This window comes from Virgibacillus litoralis (assembly GCF_017873675.1).
GTDB classification, from domain to species: Bacteria; Bacillota; Bacilli; order Bacillales; family Amphibacillaceae; genus Lentibacillus; species Lentibacillus litoralis.
The window spans coordinates 99,389-117,856 of the sequence record NZ_JAGGKK010000008.1; the positions used below are offsets into that span (position 1 = coordinate 99,389).

At 40.3% G+C, this 18,468-nt stretch carries 16 protein-coding genes; 2 read left to right on the plus strand and 14 right to left on the minus strand.

The features are described 5' to 3' along the window. The 9 genes from J2Z82_RS08815 to J2Z82_RS08855 form a co-directional block, all read right to left on the minus strand. Positions 1-648 (minus strand): TetR/AcrR family transcriptional regulator, encoded by a 648-nt coding sequence (locus J2Z82_RS08815; RefSeq protein ID WP_209480433.1) that lies wholly within the window; start codon positions 646-648, stop codon positions 1-3. Beyond that, on the minus strand, positions 645-1,571 hold the full coding sequence (gene meaB / locus J2Z82_RS08820; RefSeq protein ID WP_209480434.1) for a methylmalonyl Co-A mutase-associated GTPase MeaB: 927 nt from the start codon (positions 1,569-1,571) through the stop codon (positions 645-647). The genes J2Z82_RS08815 and meaB overlap by 4 nt, the downstream gene beginning before the upstream one ends. A gap of 389 nt (positions 1,572-1,960) precedes the next feature. After that, complete coding sequence (locus tag J2Z82_RS08825; protein ID WP_209480435.1) at positions 1,961-3,100, minus strand: acyl-CoA dehydrogenase; 1,140 nt, start codon at positions 3,098-3,100, stop codon at positions 1,961-1,963. 15 nt (positions 3,101-3,115) lie between these two features. Next, on the minus strand, positions 3,116-4,258 hold the full coding sequence (locus J2Z82_RS08830) for an acyl-CoA dehydrogenase (protein WP_209480436.1): 1,143 nt from the start codon (positions 4,256-4,258) through the stop codon (positions 3,116-3,118). 36 nt (positions 4,259-4,294) lie between these two features. Then, entirely contained in the window at positions 4,295-5,143 is an 849-nt protein-coding gene (locus J2Z82_RS08835; RefSeq protein WP_209480437.1) for a 3-hydroxybutyryl-CoA dehydrogenase, read from the minus strand. Positions 5,144-5,289: 146 nt separating this feature from the next. Continuing rightward, a complete protein-coding gene (locus J2Z82_RS08840) occupies positions 5,290-6,477 on the minus strand; it encodes an acetyl-CoA C-acetyltransferase (protein WP_209480438.1) in 1,188 nt (395 codons plus the stop codon). Between the two features lie 213 nt (positions 6,478-6,690). After that, the gene (locus J2Z82_RS08845; RefSeq protein ID WP_209480478.1) at positions 6,691-8,799 is read right to left on the minus strand and encodes a heterodisulfide reductase-related iron-sulfur binding cluster; all 2,109 of its coding nucleotides are present in this window, start codon (positions 8,797-8,799) and stop codon (positions 6,691-6,693) included. A 345-nt stretch (positions 8,800-9,144) separates the two neighbouring features. After that, positions 9,145-10,815 carry an arginine--tRNA ligase gene (gene argS, locus J2Z82_RS08850; protein WP_209480439.1) on the minus strand — a complete coding sequence of 557 codons (1,671 nt, stop codon included), beginning with the start codon at positions 10,813-10,815 and terminating at the stop codon, positions 9,145-9,147. After that, positions 10,812-11,252 (minus strand): YwiB family protein, encoded by a 441-nt coding sequence (locus tag J2Z82_RS08855; RefSeq protein ID WP_209480440.1) that lies wholly within the window; start codon positions 11,250-11,252, stop codon positions 10,812-10,814. The genes argS and J2Z82_RS08855 overlap by 4 nt, the downstream gene beginning before the upstream one ends. A gap of 271 nt (positions 11,253-11,523) precedes the next feature. Here J2Z82_RS08855 and J2Z82_RS08860 point away from each other — a divergent pair, with 271 nt between their 5' ends. After that, positions 11,524-13,461 (plus strand): transglycosylase domain-containing protein, encoded by a 1,938-nt coding sequence (locus tag J2Z82_RS08860; protein ID WP_342453616.1) that lies wholly within the window; start codon positions 11,524-11,526, stop codon positions 13,459-13,461. A 251-nt stretch (positions 13,462-13,712) separates the two neighbouring features. Here J2Z82_RS08860 and J2Z82_RS08865 read toward each other — a convergent pair whose 3' ends face one another. The 3 genes from J2Z82_RS08865 to J2Z82_RS08875 form a co-directional block, all read right to left on the minus strand. Then, positions 13,713-14,234 (minus strand): YwhD family protein, encoded by a 522-nt coding sequence (locus J2Z82_RS08865; RefSeq protein ID WP_092491420.1) that lies wholly within the window; start codon positions 14,232-14,234, stop codon positions 13,713-13,715. Between the two features lie 126 nt (positions 14,235-14,360). Continuing rightward, entirely contained in the window at positions 14,361-14,861 is a 501-nt protein-coding gene (locus J2Z82_RS08870) for a YwgA family protein (protein ID WP_209480442.1), read from the minus strand. Further along, entirely contained in the window at positions 14,851-16,170 is a 1,320-nt protein-coding gene (locus J2Z82_RS08875) for an HD domain-containing protein (RefSeq protein ID WP_209480443.1), read from the minus strand. The genes J2Z82_RS08870 and J2Z82_RS08875 overlap by 11 nt, the downstream gene beginning before the upstream one ends. Before the next feature lie 97 nt (positions 16,171-16,267). On the opposite strand from J2Z82_RS08875, the gene J2Z82_RS08880 reads away from it, so the two are divergent. Further along, positions 16,268-17,119, plus strand: a complete 852-nt coding sequence (locus J2Z82_RS08880) for a lipoate--protein ligase family protein (protein ID WP_209480444.1) — start codon at positions 16,268-16,270, stop codon at positions 17,117-17,119. 161 nt (positions 17,120-17,280) lie between these two features. Here J2Z82_RS08880 and J2Z82_RS19590 read toward each other — a convergent pair whose 3' ends face one another. Together J2Z82_RS19590 and pta are read right to left on the minus strand one after the other, a co-directional pair. Continuing rightward, entirely contained in the window at positions 17,281-17,406 is a 126-nt protein-coding gene (locus J2Z82_RS19590) for a hypothetical protein (RefSeq protein WP_280922986.1), read from the minus strand. Further along, positions 17,406-18,374: a phosphate acetyltransferase gene (gene pta / locus J2Z82_RS08885; RefSeq protein ID WP_209480445.1), complete on the minus strand. Its 969-nt coding sequence runs from the start codon at positions 18,372-18,374 to the stop codon at positions 17,406-17,408. Before pta ends, J2Z82_RS19590 begins: the two co-directional genes overlap by 1 nt. Positions 18,375-18,468 lie beyond the last annotated feature (94 nt).

Below are 18,468 nucleotides of genomic sequence, written 5' to 3' on the forward strand. Positions count from 1 at the left end.
TCAAGCCTCCTTATCTTTTACTATTGTTCTGTCGATTGCTAGTGATGCCATTAAATAATGGATTTGACGATCAATATACTCTTTCAGGGTGAATTGTTTTTGCAGGACCCACCGTCTGAATCCCCACATTTGTCCCTGTATGAAAATATTATTCGCCATTAATTCAGCATCCTGCTTGGAAATTTCATGTGGCAGGCATGTTACGATAACTTTTTCAAGCATGCCAACCATGTCCCGCTCTTTTTGCAGCACATATTCTTTAGTGTCCTTTTTCAGCGATTTTACTTCCTGGTACATGATAACTACTTCTTCCTGCATTTCATCCATTAAGTAAAAATAAGATTCAACGACTTTTTCCAGATTTGTAACAGATGGGTTCTCCAAATCAATTGCAGATTCAAGACGTTCATGAACCTGCTCGTAAATGGCATCACATACAAGAAACAGCACATCTTCTTTTGTCCGAATGTACTCATAAAGTGTACCAATACTGAACCCAGACTCTTTTGCTATTTCTCTTGTTGTCGTACGATGGAACCCTTTTTCTTTAAATAAGGTTATTGCACCCTTAATCATCTGGTTTCTGCGCTTTTCTACGAGTTCAGCATTTTTTACAGAAGAAAGGATTTGGTTTTGGTTCTGAGTCATTTAGTGTCCCCCTTCCACTTTTCAAATAAGTCCTGCGCCAATTGGTATGGATCACTATTTGCCTCAATCGTTATGTCTGTCTCTTTGATATACTTTTTAACATCACGCCATATTTCTTCGCGGACCAATTCATACACTTCCAATTCCTGCTGCTGTATTCGGCGTTTTTTTCCTTCGTCAGTGCTGTATAAGTATTCATGATGCTGATTAATTTTTTCCCAAAGTTTATCGATACCTTTATTTTCTGTTGTAATGGTTTTAACGATAGATGGTTCATGGTCACCTTTAGTTGTCATCATCACAAGCTCTTTCAGAAGTGCTTTCAGTTTCCCCACTCCTTGGAGATCTGCTTTATTAATGACAAATAAATCAGCAATCTCCATGATTCCCGCTTTGAAAATCTGCAGGACATCACCACTGTTCGGTGTTAAAACTAGTGCCGTTGTATCAACGAGTTTCATAATATCAAGCTCAGATTGGCCAACACCAACCGTTTCCACCATCACAACGTCAAATCCATAAGCATCACAAATCCGCACCGCATCCTTTGTTGCCCGGGCTAAGCCTCCAAGACTGCCACGTGTTGCCATACTGCGGATGTAAACACCATCATCAGTAAAATGTTCATTCATCCGAACCCGATCACCAAGTAATGCACCACCACTAAACGGACTTGTCGGATCAACCGCGATAATTGCTACAGTCTTTCCTTCATTACGGATGTGGGTAATTAAACGGTTCACAAGCGAGCTTTTCCCAGCACCAGGTGACCCTGTAATACCAACATAGCGCGCATGTTTTTTTATAGAAAATACATCACTTAGCATGGCAAGCTTATCAGGATGGTCATTTTCAACCATGGTGATAGCCCGTGCCAATGCGCGTATATCCTTTTTTTTCATCCGTTCTACAAGATTGTGCATGTGGTGGCATCCTTTCAGCTTGCTCGATATTGTAGTGTGCTTGCACAGTGGTGCGGTTGCTTGAATTTGCTGGGTGCTCGCTTGAATTCGTGGTGCGGTCGCTCGAAATTGTGAACTTGAGCCGAAGTTTTGTGAACTTGAGCGGAAATCATGTTATCTTAAGCCGAATTTGTGACAACTTGAGCCAATGTGGTGCGGTCACTCGAAATTTCGGTTTGACCGCTCGATATCGTGGTGCGGTCGCTTGAATTTATGGCTCGACCGCTCGATATTGTGAACATCGGCGATCATTTTGTGAACTTCGAGCAAACCAATTGTGAACTTCGGCGTTTTTCTTGTGAACTACGGCGAAGTCACTGTGAACATCGGCAAAAACGCCATATTGTTAGCTATTTCGTCAGCATCCGCCCGATAACCATACGTTGAACTTCATTTGTTCCTTCGTAAATTTGCGTAATTTTCGCGTCACGCATATAGCGTTCCACTGGATAGTCTTTTGTGTAGCCATAGCCGCCAAATACCTGAACCGCTTCGACTGTTATGCGCATTGCTGCATCTCCGGCGAAAAGTTTTGACATAGCAGATGCTTTTCCATAGGGTTGCCCCTCTGATTCCAGCCATGCAGCCTGATAAGTTAATAGACGGGATGCTTCGACTTCTGTTGCCATATCGGCTAGCTTAAATGAAATACCTTGGTTCGCTGCAATTGGCTTACCGAACTGTTCGCGTTCTTTTGCATAGTCAACAGATGCATCCAATGCACCCTGGGCAATTCCCAGTGCCTGTGCTGCGATTCCGTTACGACCTCCATCGAGTGTGGTCATTGCAATTTTAAATCCGTCTCCTTCAGCACCAAGCATATTTTCTTTTGGTATACGGCAGTTTTCAAAAATAAGTTCGGTAGTTGGTGATGAACGAATTCCGAGCTTCTTCTCTTTTTTACCGAATGTGAATCCTTCTGTTCCTTTTTCAACGATGAAGGCACTAATCCCTTTATGCTTAGCATCACTGTCTGTTTTTGCAAAAACAATATATATATCTGCAACACCACCGTTTGTAATCCACACTTTATTACCATTTAAAACGTAATGGTCTCCGTCTTCTTTTGCCACGGTTTTCATAGATACAACGTCACTGCCGGCACCAGGCTCAGATAATGCATATGCTCCTAATGCCTCACCAGTTGCCAGGCGATATAGGAATGTTTTCTTTTGCTCTTCATTTCCGTATTTATAAATTGGCCAGCTTGCAAGCGATAGATGTGCCGATAATGTAACACCTGTTGATGCACAAACACGTGATAACTCCTCAACTGCAATTACATAGCTTACATAGTCTGCGCCGATTCCACCGTACTCTTCCGGCCATGGAATTCCTGTCAGGCCAAGTTCAGCCATTTTGTCGAAAATATCACGGTCAAAGCGCTCTTCTTCATCACGCTCAGCAGCAGTTGGTTCTACATCTTTTTTTGCAAAGTCTCGGACCATTTTACGCAGCATTTCTTGTTCGTCTGTTAGTTGAAAATTCATAATCTGTTGTCCTCCTTAGTCTTTTAAAAGGTTTTTAGCTATTACAATATGCTGTATTTCGTTCGTTCCTTCATAGATTTCGGTTACTTTGGCATCACGGAATAAGCGCTCTACCGGATAATCCTCAGTATAGCCATATCCACCATACACCTGGACAGCTTCGATTGCGGCTTTTCTAGCAGTTTTGGACGCATACATTTTTGCCATCGATGCCTCCTTGTTGCACGGTATATTGCGTTCCACTAGTGATGCAACGTTATAGACTAATAGTTTTGCAGCTTCGACTTCTGTTGCCATATCAGCTATTTTAAATGATATACCCTGATTTTGCGAGATTGGCTTGCCGAATTGTTCGCGTTCTTTTGCATATGCGGTTGCATGCTCGACAGCAGCTTCACCAATTCCCAGTGCTTGTGCAGCAATCCCAATGCGGCCGACATTCAGGTTCGCCATAGCGATTTTAAAGCCGTCACCTTCATTGCCAAGAAGCTGTTCTTTTGGAATGACACAATTATCAAAACTTAATGGCACCGTACTTGATCCATGCAGACCCATTTTCTTTTCAGCCTTGCCAATCACAAATCCCGGTGTATCCTTTTCAATTATAAACGCACTGACACCTTTCGCGCCTGCTTCATCACTTGTACGGGCAAACGTAATAAATGTATCAGCCGCTCCGCCATTTGTAATAAACATCTTTGAGCCATTTAAAATATAGTTATCGCCATCTTTTTTTGCTCGTGTTTTCAGGTTTGCAACATCAGATCCTGCACCTGGTTCGGTAACTGCAAAAGCGCCAAGAAACTCGCCTGATGCCAATTTCGGCAGATAGTATTTCTTTTGCTCATCAGTTCCAAAATATAAAATTGGATTTGTACCAACAGATGTGTGCACTGATAAAATAACACCGATTGTTGCGCTGACCTTTGAAAGCTCGTTAATGGCAATAATATAGGATGTGTAATCCATCCCGGCACCACCGTACTCTTCTGGAATAGGAATCCCCATCAATCCGAGCTCACCCATTCTTTCGATAATTTCTTTTGGAAAGCGGTCTTCTTGTTCCATTCTCTCTATTTCTGGCTGTACTTCTTTTTGGGCAAAATCCTGAACCATTTTGCGCATCATTTCCTGTTCGTCGGAAAAATTAAGATTCATTCTAAATGCCCCCCTTCCTGTTTTTCTTGGTAGTTTTTAATACTGATAGAATCCTCTGCCTGATTTCTTACCTAACCAGCCAGCTTTTACATATTTTCTAAGTAATGGACATGGACGGTATTTGCTGTCGCCATACCCTTCATGCAGCACTTCCATAATATATAAGCATGTATCTAGGCCGATAAAGTCTGCCAGTGTTAATGGGCCCATTGGATGATTCATACCAAGTTTCATTACTGTATCTATGTCCTCTGCTGAGGCTACTCCTTCATGTAATGAAAAGATTGCTTCATTAATCATCGGCATAAGAATACGGTTTGCGGCAAAACCTGGTGAGTCGTTTACTTCTACTGGGCTTTTTGATAGTTTGTTCGTCATATCCTCAACTGTCTGATAGGTTTCGTCGCTTGTCTGTAATCCACGGATAATTTCAACAAGCTTCATCACGGGAACAGGATTCATAAAATGCATCCCGATTACTTGTTCAGGTCGGTTTGTCGCTGCTGCAATTTCGGTAATCGGTAGTGATGACGTATTGGTAGCAAGGATTGCATGCTTTGGTGCAATTGCATCAAGCTCACCGAAAACTTTTGTTTTTACATCCATGTTTTCAACAATTGCTTCAATTACGAAATCACGTGATTGTGCATCCTGTAAATCAGAGGATGGTGTTAGTCTGTTTAGTGTTTCTGTTTTATCTGATTCACTGATTCGTTCTTTGTCTACAGCCCGTGTTAAGAGCTTTTCAATGTTTATCATGCCTTTTTCAAGTGCTTCTTTGTTCATATCATTTAACAGGACGTCAAATCCTGATTGTGCAAAAACCTGGGCAATTCCTGCGCCCATCTGTCCTGCACCGATTACCATAACTTTATTAATTGCCATGATGTAGGTTCCTCCTTCATCTTGATTGATTAAATTGTTGTGAACTTCAGCCGGGAAGTTGTGAACTTGAGCCGGATTTGTGACAATTTGAGCCGATTTCGTGTGAACTTGAGCCAAATTTGCGTCCGTTTGAGCCAAACTTCCGATTATTGCTTCGGTACTTCAATTAGCATTGCGTCACCTTGACCGCCGCCACTGCAAATTGCTGCAATTCCGATTCCGCCGCCTTGACGTTTCAGTTCATGGATTAATGTCAAAATAATGCGTGCACCACTTGCGCCAATTGGATGCCCAAGTGCTACTGCTCCACCATTTACATTCACTTTTTCCGGATCGATGCCAGCGATTTCACCACTTGCTAGTGAAACAGCTGCAAATGCTTCGTTAATTTCAAATAAGTCAATGTCATCTTTGGAATAGCCCGTTTTTTCTAGCAGTTTGTTAATAACAAGTCCTGGCGTTTGCGGGAAATCTTTTGCTTCAACGGCAACTTCTGCGTGACCAAGTACTGTTGCCATCGGAGTTTTACCAAGCTTTTCAGCCTTTTCATCTGACATTACAACAAATGCGCAAGCGCCGTCATTTACGCCAGGTGCGTTACCAGCAGTAATTGTACCGTTTTTATCAAACGCAGGGCGTAAACTAGCTAAACGCTCCACACTTGTATCTTTACGTGGTGCTTCATCTGTATCAACAACAATTGGATCACCTTTGCGCTGCGGCACTTCCACCGATACGATTTCCTCTGCAAATTTTCCATCCTCAATTGCTTTCACAGCACGTTGATGACTGCGGTATGACCACTCATCCTGTGCTTCTCTCGTCAAATTGTATTCGTCAGCTGTGCTGTTTCCATAATTGCCCATGTGCACACCTTCGAAAGAGCATGTTAGGCCGTCATGGACCATCATATCTTTTACTTTTTTGTCTCCCATACGGTTGCCCCAACGAGCATCCGGGAGCAAATATGGTGCGTTGCTCATGCTCTCCATGCCACCAGCAACAATGACATCCTCATCACCCAGACGAATAAGCTGATCAGCAAGCGTTACACTGCGTAATCCTGATGCACAAACTTTGTTGATTGTTTCTGTTTTTACATTCCAGGGAATTCCTGCTTCACGAGCTGCTTGACGTGAAGGGATTTGCCCTTGGCCACCTTGCAAAACGCTTCCCATAATTACTTCATCGATTTCTTTTTCATCAAGACCTGCACGATTTAAAGATTCGCGAATTGCTTTCCCACCAAGCTGTGATGCTGTGAAAGGCTTTAGTCCTCCTCCAAATTTACCAAATGGTGTTCTTGCTCCAGACACGATAACTGTTTTTCGCATACACTCAACATCCTTTCAAAGATAGATTTATAGGTTAACTTGTTAACGCTTTCTAAAATAATTATTAAAAAACAGACTGCTCTTGCTCTTGAAATGTCCTGATTCATTATTCGATTGAACGCTCGCTCAATCTGTTTCCGAAAAAGTAGAGGGGCAGTTATACCCCTCTATTATTTAAGCAAGTAAGTGCAACTAAGGCTCTCGCCAAGTTTTTTAAGCTGTTTTTGCTTCATCTTCAATGAATACGGATAGTGCGAGAATTTCTGCTACATCTAATGTACTAATATCTTCATCAACTTCTTTTGCTTTTGTACCGTCACTTAACATCGTCAGACAGAATGGACAAGCACTGGAAATCATAGTTGATTGAGTTTCCATTGCCTGTTCTGTACGGGCAACATTAATCCGGTTACCAGTTGTTTCCTCGGTCCACATCAGACCTCCACCTGCACCACAGCACATGCCATTTTCTTTATTGCGCTGCATTTCTACCAATTCAAGACCTGGAATAGATTTTAAAATTTCACGTGGTGGGTCATAAACACCATTGTATCTTCCCAAGTAACATGAGTCATGGTATGTTAGCTTTTGGTTGATTTCACGTTTTGGTTCAAGCTTACCATTCATCACCATGTCATAGAGCATTTGTGTGTGGTGATAAACTTCTGCCTCAAAACCGAAATCAGGGTATTCATTTTTGAAAATATTATATGCGTGTGGATCGATAGTTACGATCTTGGTCACACCATTTTTCTCAAATTCTTTAATATTTTTCTCAGCAATTTCCTGGAATAGGAATTCATTACCGATACGGCGTGCCGTGTCGCCTGAGTTTGTTTCTTTATTACCTAAGATTGCAAAGTTGATTCCTGCTTTGTTCATTAACTTGGCAAATGCTAGGGCGATTTTTTGGCTTCGGTTGTCAAATGAGCCCATTGAACTTACCCAGAAAAGATATTCGAATTCTTTATCTTCTTTTTTCAATTCTTTTACTGTTGGAATGTATGCTTCTTCATCAAGTTCACGCCACTTGATACGGTCTTTTTTAGATAGTCCCCATGGGTTACCTTGACGCTCTATGTTCATAACCGCACGTTGAGCATCCGGATCCATTTTACCTTCTGTCATAACAAGGTAACGGCGCATATCAATAATTGTGCCAACATGTTCGTTATTTACCGGGCAAGCATCCTCACAGTTACGGCATGTCGTACAGCCTGAAAGTTCTTCAGCAGTGATAACATCACCGATTAGGCTTGCACTTTCCATACCCGCTGCTGCTTCATTCGCTCCTGCACTTGCAGCTTGGTTCCCATTGGTATTTGAAAATGCATAAGAAGGTACCCAAGGCGAATTACCTGTAACTGCTGCACCCCTTTCCGTTAAATGATCACGAACTTTGATCATGATATCCATCGGTGACAGCATTTTACCTGTTCCAGATGCCGGACATACATCAGTACAACGTCCGCACTCAACACATGCATAAAAGTCAATCATCTGATGCTGTTCAAAATCTTCTACTTTTCCAACACCGAATGAAATCTCATCTTCATTTTCTTCTTCATCCATGTCGAAGTCTATTTTTTTCAATTTCCCTGGCACACGTTTGCTTAAAAATACGTTAATTGGTGCTGCTATTAAGTGTGCGTGTTTTGACTGTGGTACATAAACCAAGAATGTTAGAATCGTAATCGTATGAATCCACCAAAACACATAGAATAATACTATTGCAGCCGTTTGTGGTAACCAGCTAAATGCTCCTGCTATTAAACTAGCAATAGGCTCGGTCCATGTTAATCCTTCACCATGCCAGATTAAAGCCATTCCGTTGCCTGCCAAAACAGATACCATTAATGTTCCAATAAAAATTAAAACAAGTCCTGCCTTAAAGCCGCGCTTAAGTCGAACGATTTTTTCTACATAACGACGGTGAAACGCCCATACAACAGCAACCAATATCATCAACGTTACAAGTTCCTGGAAAAATGTAAATCCTGCATAGAAAGGCCCGAATGGTAAATGACTTCCTGGCGCCAATCCTCTGATAAACATATCAATCGCACCAAATTGCACAAGGATGAAACCGTAGAACATCATAACGTGAATAGTCCCGGATTTTTTATCCTTCAATAGTTTCGATTGACCAAAAACGATTTTTCCTATTCGACGGAACCGTTCTTTAAAATCACGATCAAACTCAGATTTTTTACCGAGTTTAATATACGAAATACGTGTTGCTACAACTCTAGCGAATAAATACAAACCATAGATGACTATTGCTAGAAATGCTAGCAAATTAATCAATAAAAACGTGTCCATCATTCGCTCCTCCTTTTGTCTTAGTATAACGAAAAATGATAGCGATTGCATTATTTATAAAAAAATATAGATGCACACCGCCACAATTTTTTAAGTTTTATATACTAATACTTTATATGTGAATGATCATTCAGTCAACTTATTTTTAGGGAGATGTGATAATTGTCATAATTATTATCTTTCTGTATACATAAAAATAATATTACAGTTGATGCCACTTTTTTGGGTTCAGGAACAATTGTAGTTATAGAAATATGCACTCCCCCCTTATGTCACAATTTTTATTCCAGTTACCATCGTACTCAATATAAAAAACTTGCAGGGGCCTTAACCCCTGCAAGCAGCTTACATTTTTTCTGGTGCAGATACACCGAGTATTCGTAGTCCATTTGCGATTGTAATCCGTACTGCTTTCATTAATGCAATCCGTGCTTTTGTTAATTCTGGTTCATCCTGGTTCAACACTTTTTCTGCATTGTAAAAACTGTGCAGCAGTGTTGCCAGATCAAACACATATTGCGTCACTTTGTGCGGTGTATGTTTTTCGGCAGCATCTGCTATCGTTTTTGGAAACTCCCCAAGTTTTTTGAGTAGATCAATTTCTTTTTCAGCAGTTAATAGCTCTGCATTAAAGTTGTCATCACTTGCGAGTCCTTTTTCTTTTGCCTGCTTTAGCATTGTACAAATTCTTGCGTGTGCATACTGAACATAATAGACAGGGTTATCATTTGATTCGGAACGTGCAAGGTCCATATCAAAGTCAAGCTGCGAATCGTTTGAACGCATCACGAAGTAATAACGGACAGCATCAACCCCAACTTCTTCCATTAATTCACGCAGCGCAACTGCTTTGCCTGTCCGCTTACTCATGCGAATCTTTTCGCCGCCTTCGAACAGGCTTACCATTTGGATGACTTTTACATCGAACTTTTCAACCGGATATCCAAGTGCTTCAATTGCTGAGCGCATCCGGGCGATATAGCCATGGTGATCAGATCCCCAGACATTGATAATTTGATCAAATCCACGTTCAATCTTATTTTTGTGGTAGGCAATATCAGGTGTCAGATACGTATAGCTGCCATCCTGTTTAATTAACACACGATCCTTATCATCACCAAAGTCCGTTGAACGGAACCATGTTGCACCATCCTGCTCATATACATAGTTACCATCTTTTAATGTTTGGACTGCTTCCGTTACCTTGTTGTTATCATATAATGATTGCTCGGAAAACCAGTTGTCAAAATAGACACCAAAATCGTTCAAGTCTTTTTTCAGTTTATCAAGTTCATATGTTAATCCGTACTCTTTAAAAAACTTCACTCGTTCTGTTTCATCTGCATCGGCCCATTTATCACCATACTCTGTGGCTAATTGTTTGCCAATACCAACAAGATCTTTACCATGATAGCCGCCCTCAGGCATTTCTGCATCGTGACCTAGTGCTTGCAGATACCGCGCCTGAATGGATAATGCCATGTTATCAATCTGATTTCCGGCATCGTTAATGTAGTATTCCCGTTCAACATTATAGCCTGCTGCATCCAGAACGTTGCAGAAAACATCACCAAATGCTGCACCACGAGCATGTCCAAGGTGCAAATCACCGGTTGGGTTTACGGAAACAAACTCAACCTGAACTTTTTTGCCCTGCCCTGCTTCCGTTTGTCCATATGTTTTGTCAGCCTTCAATATTGTTGGGACAAGTTCACCTAGATAATCATTCTTCATGAAAAAATTAATAAAACCTGGTCCAGCAATTTCCACTTTTTCTATTGTTGCTTTTGATTGATCAATATTGGCCACAATATCATCCGCTATCTGACGTGGTGCTTTTTTGGCGACCCGTGCCAGCTGCATTGCTATGTTTGTAGCAAAATCACCATGGGCCTTGTCCTTTGGTTTTTCTAAAATAACTGATGGCAATTCATCTTCCGTTGCGAGGTTCGCATTTAGGACGGAAGCAGCAATTTCCTGCTTCAATACATCCTCTGTTTGTGCCAAAACGTTCATTGGGAGTCCTCCTCTTTTATTGACAGTGTTATTTTTTGCTTACGTTCTTCTTGTCCATTCAGCTTCACAGTATAGTCGAGTTTTAACAAGCCATTTTGCTGATCGGCAAGCTCTTGATATTGCATCGAATTTGTAAAAGTTTCCATATGTATATGACCATATTCATGCTGGAATACATTTTCCGATGTTTGCCTTAAACGGAATTGCTGATGCATTTTAACCGACCCTATTCGCTTAATACTAACCTTATCAGCATGAATAGTAATCAAATTGTTAATTAATGATCCATCGTCCGCTTTCTCTTTAAAGGTAAGTACATCTATATTATCTTTTTTATAAAAATTCCCATTTTCTTTAACAGTATTGTACTCTGTCTGCCCATCATCGTTAATAACTGTCTGAAGTTCAATTGAAACCTCTTTTGGTTCTGAATTCATCGAATCGCTCCTGCTTTGTATAATTTCCTATTATAGCGATAATTGTATGCATTTATCAACATAAAGCAGTTAAATTCCCATACATACAATACATCCCTCATGATTTTACGTTTATTTCTGCTTATCTTTTCCCATAATGAAAGTAATGAAATCTTAATGGAGATAAAAGCGTATGAGAAAATTTTTCCGATTAAAGAAAAGCAAGTTAATTCTATTATTTCCTATAAGTATTTTTATACTTGGGATTGTTTGCCTTGCAGGGGTTTATTTGGTGAGCTTTTTGCTCGGTCCCCCAAAACTTACGACCGATCAAAATACAATTTATTATAGCATAAATGAAGAAGTGATTGGCGAAGAACGAGGTGCGGAAAATCGGTATTGGGTAGATTTGAAGGAAATGTCACCCCATTTAATTAAAGCAACCCTTGCGATTGAGGATCAGTATTTTTATAGACATAATGGATTTGATTTGAAACGAATCGCTGGTGCGGTATTATCTGATTTAAAGAGTTTTTCATTAAAAGAAGGTGCCAGTACACTGACGCAGCAATATGCCAGGAACTTATATTTAACACATGATAAAACGTGGTCACGTAAACTAAAGGAAGCTTTTCATACAGTAAGGATCGAAATGTACTACTCCAAAAATGAAATTCTGGAGGGCTATTTAAATACGATTTACTATGGCCATGGTGCACATGGTATTGAAGCGGCAAGCAGGTATTTTTTTAACAAATCTTCTAGTGCGTTATCTTTAGCTGAAGCATCAATGCTTGCTGCAATTCCAAAAGGCCCTACCTATTATTCACCACTTAATGACCGGGATAATGCCGAAGAAAGGCAAAAACGAATTTTAGGGCTAATGCAGGATGACGGCGACATTACAGAACAGGAGTATTTTTTAGCCAGCCGGGAAGACCTTGCCTTCACAAAACGGGAAGAACGGGCAAAGATTGCAGCAGCACCTTATTTTCAGGACACTGTTTTAATAGAAGCTGCTGATATATTAAACGTGGAATCTGAATTAGTTCGGTCAGGCGGATATAAAATTCATACGACATTGGATGTGGACCTTCAGCAAGAACTGGAACGCAGCGCCAAACATGTTATTCAGCCTGAGAGCGAAATAAATATCGGCGCAATGGTTATGGACCCGACAACAGGCGGCATCCGTGCTTTATTAGGTGGAAGAGATTATCAAAAAAGCGAGTTTAACCGTGCCATTAGTGCGAAGCGGATGCCAGGGTCAGCCTTTAAACCATTTTTATATTACGCCGCCTTAAACAATGGCTATACACCAAGCACAATGTTGATGAGTAAACCGACATCATTTGAACTCGAGGATGGAAAAGTATATCAGCCGAGTAACTATAACGGGTATTACGCGAATGAGGAGATATCGTTAGCTCAGGCAATAGCTTTATCTGATAACGTCTATGCGGTTCGAACGAATCTATTCCTTGGCGCTGACACACTTGTTGATACTGCTAGAAAAGTTGGTATTGACGGTGACTTGCCTGCTGTACCGTCATTAGCCCTCGGAACGGCAGCAGTATCTGTGGAGGATATGGTTACAGGATATGGCACAATAGCTAATGGCGGTAATCAAATAGAAGGACATACCATCACAAAAATTATTGATCGGTATGGACAAACGGTATTCGAAAGAGACCAAGAAGAAGGTAAACAAGTACTTGATCCTGAGTCCGCATTTATATTGACTCATTTAATGACTGGGATGTTTGATCGTTCATTGGATGGATATATGGCAGTGACAGGATCTTCAATTGCTAATCAATTGAGTCGTACTTATGCTGGAAAATCCGGGACAACGAACACAGACAGTTGGATGATGGGCTATAGCCCCTCACTTGTTGCAGGTATATGGACAGGCTATGATAATAACGCCCCTATGGAAAAAACTGCAGAAGTCAGCTATGCCAAAGACGTATGGGCAGGATTTATGGAAGCAGCCCATAAAGATTTGCCATTACAAAGATTCACCGCTCCATCAGGTGTTGTAGGATTGCCAATTGATCCTGACTCAGGCGAGCGTGCAACAGCATATTGTGATACAAGCCGTGTCATGTATTTTGAGAAAGGAACGGAGCCAACAGAATATTGCTCAGTCCACTTACCCGATAGCAAATCACAAGAAAATAAAAAACAAAAAGGAATGCTCCAGAAATGGTTTGACAAACTGTTCTAGAAGAGGTGCGGATGGTTGGCTGCCTGTTCCGAGTGGTGCCTGTCACTTCCCGGTTTTTGTCAAACTTTGTCGAGCGGAGCTACACCAAAATAAAAGAAGCTGACTCCCGTAAGGTCAACCTTACATTTGGAGTCAGCTTCTTTTTTGTCCTAGCAATACATGAGTTAGCCCATGTATATACATTTTACAAATTTCTTGATTAAAGTACAAGTTGTAAATGAATTGTTCATAATACGGTCACAAAATGTTCATTATTTTGGAAGTACTTCTTTTAACTCATCTGTAGAATTATTCCACATATCTCCACCTTCAAAATCGGCAAGGAAATCCTTTAATAGCTTTTTCGAATGATCATCCATGTGTTCAAGCATAATCTTGCCCTTCAATGATTTCTCCATGTGGGTCACATGCTCAGGCATTGATTTATAAGCTCGTTTGATTGAACGATCAACACGAACTTCACTTCCACAAACACCAGAAAAATAGGCACCATTTTTATTTTTTTCAACATTTACCCAAACAATCCAATATAATTTTCCATTTGGTACTTCATCTTTGTTAGGTAAAAATTTAACACGTCGTTCTATTTCACTTCGGGCATGCATTGCTCCCATATCTACAAACGCACGATCTTCATTTGGATCTATAATAACCGGGGACATATTTTCCAGACTGACTGTACCGGCACCATACCCTCCGTGACCGTCCGTTGAATCATCTTTAAGTATTGTAAATTGATTTGTCTTCTTTTTATTTTGATCTTCTGAACTCACTTTCGGAACCCTCCTACATAGGTTTTAATTATTATTCTAGCATAACCGCAGGCTCCATTTCATCCATTACAATTTAAGACTAAGTAAAACGCGATCTGTTTTACGTTACAAGTGAACCCACCATAATTAATGAGGTGGGTTAATTGCCTTAATAAATTGGGTTGCTTCAGTTATTTCATCATTCGTATACTTTTGCTTTGGCTTGACGGTATGTATCTTTTCAGCCATGTCCGACTCCGTTAAATCATCAAAATAAAGCATGGTCGATACAAGTTCAAGAAAGCGCGAACTCTTTCCTTTCAATAATTGAATCTGCTTTGTCATATCAGGCATGTTCAAATTAAACTGATTTAAAAATCTCTGACCATCCACAGTAATGCTGTAATTATATTGAAAGTAGTTACTCTTTTCCTCTTTTTCCTCAGCAATAAAGCCTAGATTACATAATTCCTCTGTCCGAAGCGATAGTTCTTCTGAGTATGGACCATAGAAATGAAATTGGTATTTTTCCTCAAATGGCATATCACATTTTTGTAAAATATAAATCATCTTCTGCAGCTTTTTCCGGCCGGTAACTTCATTTGCCACAGAAAAAAATTGCATTAATTTCGCATGATTAGTTAACATTATTTCCCGCTCCTTCACCATATAATAACTCTAAAATTCTTCGTTTGGCTGGGCAATCATCATTAAGGTCATCCAACAAATCTCTAGGAAAATACAGCTTATGATCCGTACGTTTTTTTCCTGAGATCGCTTCAACGATGTCCGAATGACGGGAAAGCTCTTTCAGTTCATCATTAGGCATCATCAAATGAATCGGGAGTCGTTCTTCCTCTTCACCAGGCCGGTAAAAATCGTATGGTAAATCAGATGATGAATCGACCACAAGGTAATACTCAGGATCAATCCCGGCCTCCTGAAACAACCGATAAAGCTCCATCCACTCGTTCATTTGCTGGTTCGGATTAAATTCAATATATTTAAACAGGCGACGGTTCATAAACCGTTCACACAAATCACTTAAGATCTCGTCATCTTCTTCCTGCCATAATTGAAAATAGTAAGAGACAATTGATTCGTCCAGTCTCAGGTAATCAGCTAAATCGACGTCTTCCTTAAAAAATGAAATAAAGTGCATTGGCTTCAGTTTAAAGGTATAATTTGTCTCAAATAAATATTTGGCACGATGGAGAATTTTTGACAGAATTACTTCTGCACTTCTCGTTACAGGGTGAAAATAGACCTGCCAGTACATTTGGTAGCGACTCATGATATAGTCTTCCACCGCGTGCATTCCACTTGATTTAATGACAACCTGATCGTCAATCGGCCGCATCACACGTAAAATTCGTTCCATATCAAAATGTCCATAGCTGACACCAGTGAAATAAGCATCACGTTGCAGGTAATCCATCCGATCAGCATCAATCTGACTCGAAATGAGACTGACAACTAACTTGTCCTCATATGTTTTATCGATTACATCGGCAACTTTTTTAGAAAAACCAGGTGAAACACGCTCTAAAATTGTATGTATATGTGTGTCACCCATAATTATTTGTTGGGTAAAATGCTCATGATCAAGCTTAAAAACTTTTTCAAACGAATGGGAAAATGGTCCATGACCCAGATCGTGCAGTAAAGCCGCACATAAGCACAGCAAACGCTCATCATCATTCCAATGTGGACGGTTTTCGAAATTATAAAGAATCCGGCGGACAATTTCATAAACGCCTAATGAATGGTTAAAGCGGCTATGTTCTGCTCCATGAAAAGTTAAATTGGTCGTTCCAAGCTGTTTAATCCGGCGTAAACGCTGAAATTCCGGTGCAGCAATTAAATCCCAGATCACACGATCCTTTACGTGAACATATCTATGGACGGGATCTTTAAATACTTTTTCTTCATTTAATTGTTCATCTTTGTACGCCATTTTTCCAACCCGTTTCTTTTCGACATTATTTATTTTATTATATAATGAATAACCTAAGGATAAAAGAGCCAATCTTTATGAGCAAAAGGAGAAAACTATGAAAAACTGGAAGGAAATCATCAGGCACAAGCAGTTTCGCTATCTCGATCATTCAAAAGAAAATTTTTTTGATCAAAAAGCTTATACAGCATTAACGTCGTTTGCAATTGATGATGTACTGGCGCTATCTGTCGGCGGAAAAAACACCGCTCCCGCAATAAGGTTATGGGTACACCCTGATACTGTTGTGTTAGGCATTCCCGATGCACGTATACCTTTTATTGAAGAAGGTGTGGAGCTGCTAAGCGAACAGGGATATCAAGTTGTTGTCCGAAATTCCGGAGGGTTAGCAGTCGCACTTGACGCAGGTGTTTTGAATATTTCGCTGATCCTGCCTGATGTAAAGCATATCTCTATTCATGATTGTTATGAGGCGATGGTCAGCTTTATCCAGTACATGCTACGTGATTTGACAAATGATATAGAAGCATATGAAATTGTCGGTTCCTATTGCCCTGGTGACTACGATTTAAGTATTGGGGGCAGAAAATTTGCCGGAATTTCGCAGCGTCGTGTAAAAGATGGAGCTTCCATTCAAATATACTTGGATGTAGAAGGAAAAGGCATTGAACGAGCAGCATTAATACGTGATTTTTATAGTGTGGGGATTAAAGGCGCTGAAACCAAGTTTTCCTATCCAGATGTTGATCCATCAACAATGGCTTCGCTAACAGAACTTCTAGGGGCAAAAATAAGTGTCGATGGAATGAAGGATCGTGTTTTGGAATCGCTCGAGCATTTTAGCAATATGATTGTAACGGATGAATTTTCTGCTGATGAACTGGAGGCTTTTAAAACAAGATACGAACAAATGGTCAAGCGGAATGAGAAAATAGCTGGGATGCAGTGATTTATCGACTGGAAAAGATCGTTTATCGACCGGGGATTTCATTTATCGACTGCAATAACTGTATATCAACTGGATATTCTGTTTATCAACCTGTATACCCATATATCAACCTGAAAGCTCATTTATCAACCAACCAGCATACGATATCAACTTAAAAAGGCTTACAGCAGATCTTCAACCTGCTGCAAGCCTTTATTTTGGTTTAAGAAACTATAAAATTTAAGTGCTGTGGTTAACTGGACTCCAGAATCAGCCACATCCAGCTTTAGCGCCTTTGTTTTTCCCATTACGCTTGTGCTGCTGTAATGATTGCCAGTTTATAAACATCGTCCGCGCTGCACCCTCGCGATAAATCATTCACCGGTTTGTTGAGCCCTTGCAGGACTGGACCTACTGCCTCAAACTCGCCTAGTCGTTGGGCTATTTTATACCCGATGTTTCCCGCTTCAAGACTTGGAAAAATAAACACATTCGCATCGCCGTTAAGAACGGAATCCGGAGCCTTTTTCGAAGCAACACTTGGAACAAATGCTGCATCAAACTGAAACTCACCATCGATTATGAGTGAAGGATTTTTTTCTTTTGCAAGATCCAATGCGTTAACAACTTTATCTGTTTCTTCCGACTTGGCCGATCCTTTTGTCGAAAAACTAAGCATCGCAATACGTGGATCTACATCAAACAATTCGGCAGTAACAGCACTCTCTACTGCTATCTCAGCCAGATCCTGACTGTCAGGGTTAATGTTGATTGCACAATCTGCAAACACATATTTTTCATCGTTACGAACCATGATAAATACGCCTGAGGTCTTGTTAATCCCATTCTTTGTTTTTATAATCTGTAATGCGGGTCTAACGGTATCTGCAGTTGAATGTGTCGCACCACTAACAAGTCCATCTGCCTGGTTCATGTATACAAGCATCGTTCCAAAATAATTCTCATCAAGCAAGATTTCACGTGCCTGTTCAGCGGTAACTTTTCCTTTACGACGTTCAACAAACGTTTCCACCATTAAATCAAATTCAGCAAAGTCTTTTGGTTCCATCAATTTACATGTAGCAATATCAACACCAATTTCTTCAGCTTTCTGTTTCATCTTGCTACGATCGCCTAATAAAACAGGTGTTAAAATACCAGCTGCACCAAGCTGGCTAGCCGCTGTCAGAATTCGTTCATCCATCCCCTCCGGAAAAACGATAGATTTGTCAGTTGTTTTTATTTTATCACTTAATTGATCAAAAAGATTACTCATGATTGAGCACCTCCTATTAGCGTTATGTTCTAGTTAAAATGATAATTGATTATCCAGTCTATTAAAAGAAATCACCCTTGATTTTTGCAGTAAT

What these genes read in the sequence shown, in the direction of transcription:
- J2Z82_RS08815 (WP_209480433.1), bottom strand. Translation starts at nt 648, where the DNA reads ATGACTCAGAACCAAAACCAAATCCTTTCTTCTGTAAAAAATGCTGAA.
- meaB (WP_209480434.1), bottom strand. Translation starts at nt 1,571, where the DNA reads ATGCACAATCTTGTAGAACGGATGAAAAAAAAGGATATACGCGCATTG.
- J2Z82_RS08825 (WP_209480435.1), bottom strand. Translation starts at nt 3,100, where the DNA reads ATGAATTTTCAACTAACAGACGAACAAGAAATGCTGCGTAAAATGGTC.
- J2Z82_RS08830 (WP_209480436.1), bottom strand. Translation starts at nt 4,258, where the DNA reads ATGAATCTTAATTTTTCCGACGAACAGGAAATGATGCGCAAAATGGTT.
- J2Z82_RS08835 (WP_209480437.1), bottom strand. Translation starts at nt 5,143, where the DNA reads ATGGCAATTAATAAAGTTATGGTAATCGGTGCAGGACAGATGGGCGCA.
- J2Z82_RS08840 (WP_209480438.1), bottom strand. Translation starts at nt 6,477, where the DNA reads ATGCGAAAAACAGTTATCGTGTCTGGAGCAAGAACACCATTTGGTAAA.
- J2Z82_RS08845 (WP_209480478.1), bottom strand. Translation starts at nt 8,799, where the DNA reads ATGGACACGTTTTTATTGATTAATTTGCTAGCATTTCTAGCAATAGTC.
- argS (WP_209480439.1), bottom strand. Translation starts at nt 10,815, where the DNA reads ATGAACGTTTTGGCACAAACAGAGGATGTATTGAAGCAGGAAATTGCT.
- J2Z82_RS08855 (WP_209480440.1), bottom strand. Translation starts at nt 11,252, where the DNA reads ATGAATTCAGAACCAAAAGAGGTTTCAATTGAACTTCAGACAGTTATT.
- J2Z82_RS08870 (WP_209480442.1), bottom strand. Translation starts at nt 14,861, where the DNA reads ATGTTAACTAATCATGCGAAATTAATGCAATTTTTTTCTGTGGCAAAT.
- J2Z82_RS08875 (WP_209480443.1), bottom strand. Translation starts at nt 16,170, where the DNA reads ATGGCGTACAAAGATGAACAATTAAATGAAGAAAAAGTATTTAAAGAT.
- J2Z82_RS08880 (WP_209480444.1), top strand. Translation starts at nt 16,268, where the DNA reads ATGAAAAACTGGAAGGAAATCATCAGGCACAAGCAGTTTCGCTATCTC.
- J2Z82_RS19590 (WP_280922986.1), bottom strand. Translation starts at nt 17,406, where the DNA reads ATGGGAAAAACAAAGGCGCTAAAGCTGGATGTGGCTGATTCTGGAGTC.
- pta (WP_209480445.1), bottom strand. Translation starts at nt 18,374, where the DNA reads ATGAGTAATCTTTTTGATCAATTAAGTGATAAAATAAAAACAACTGAC.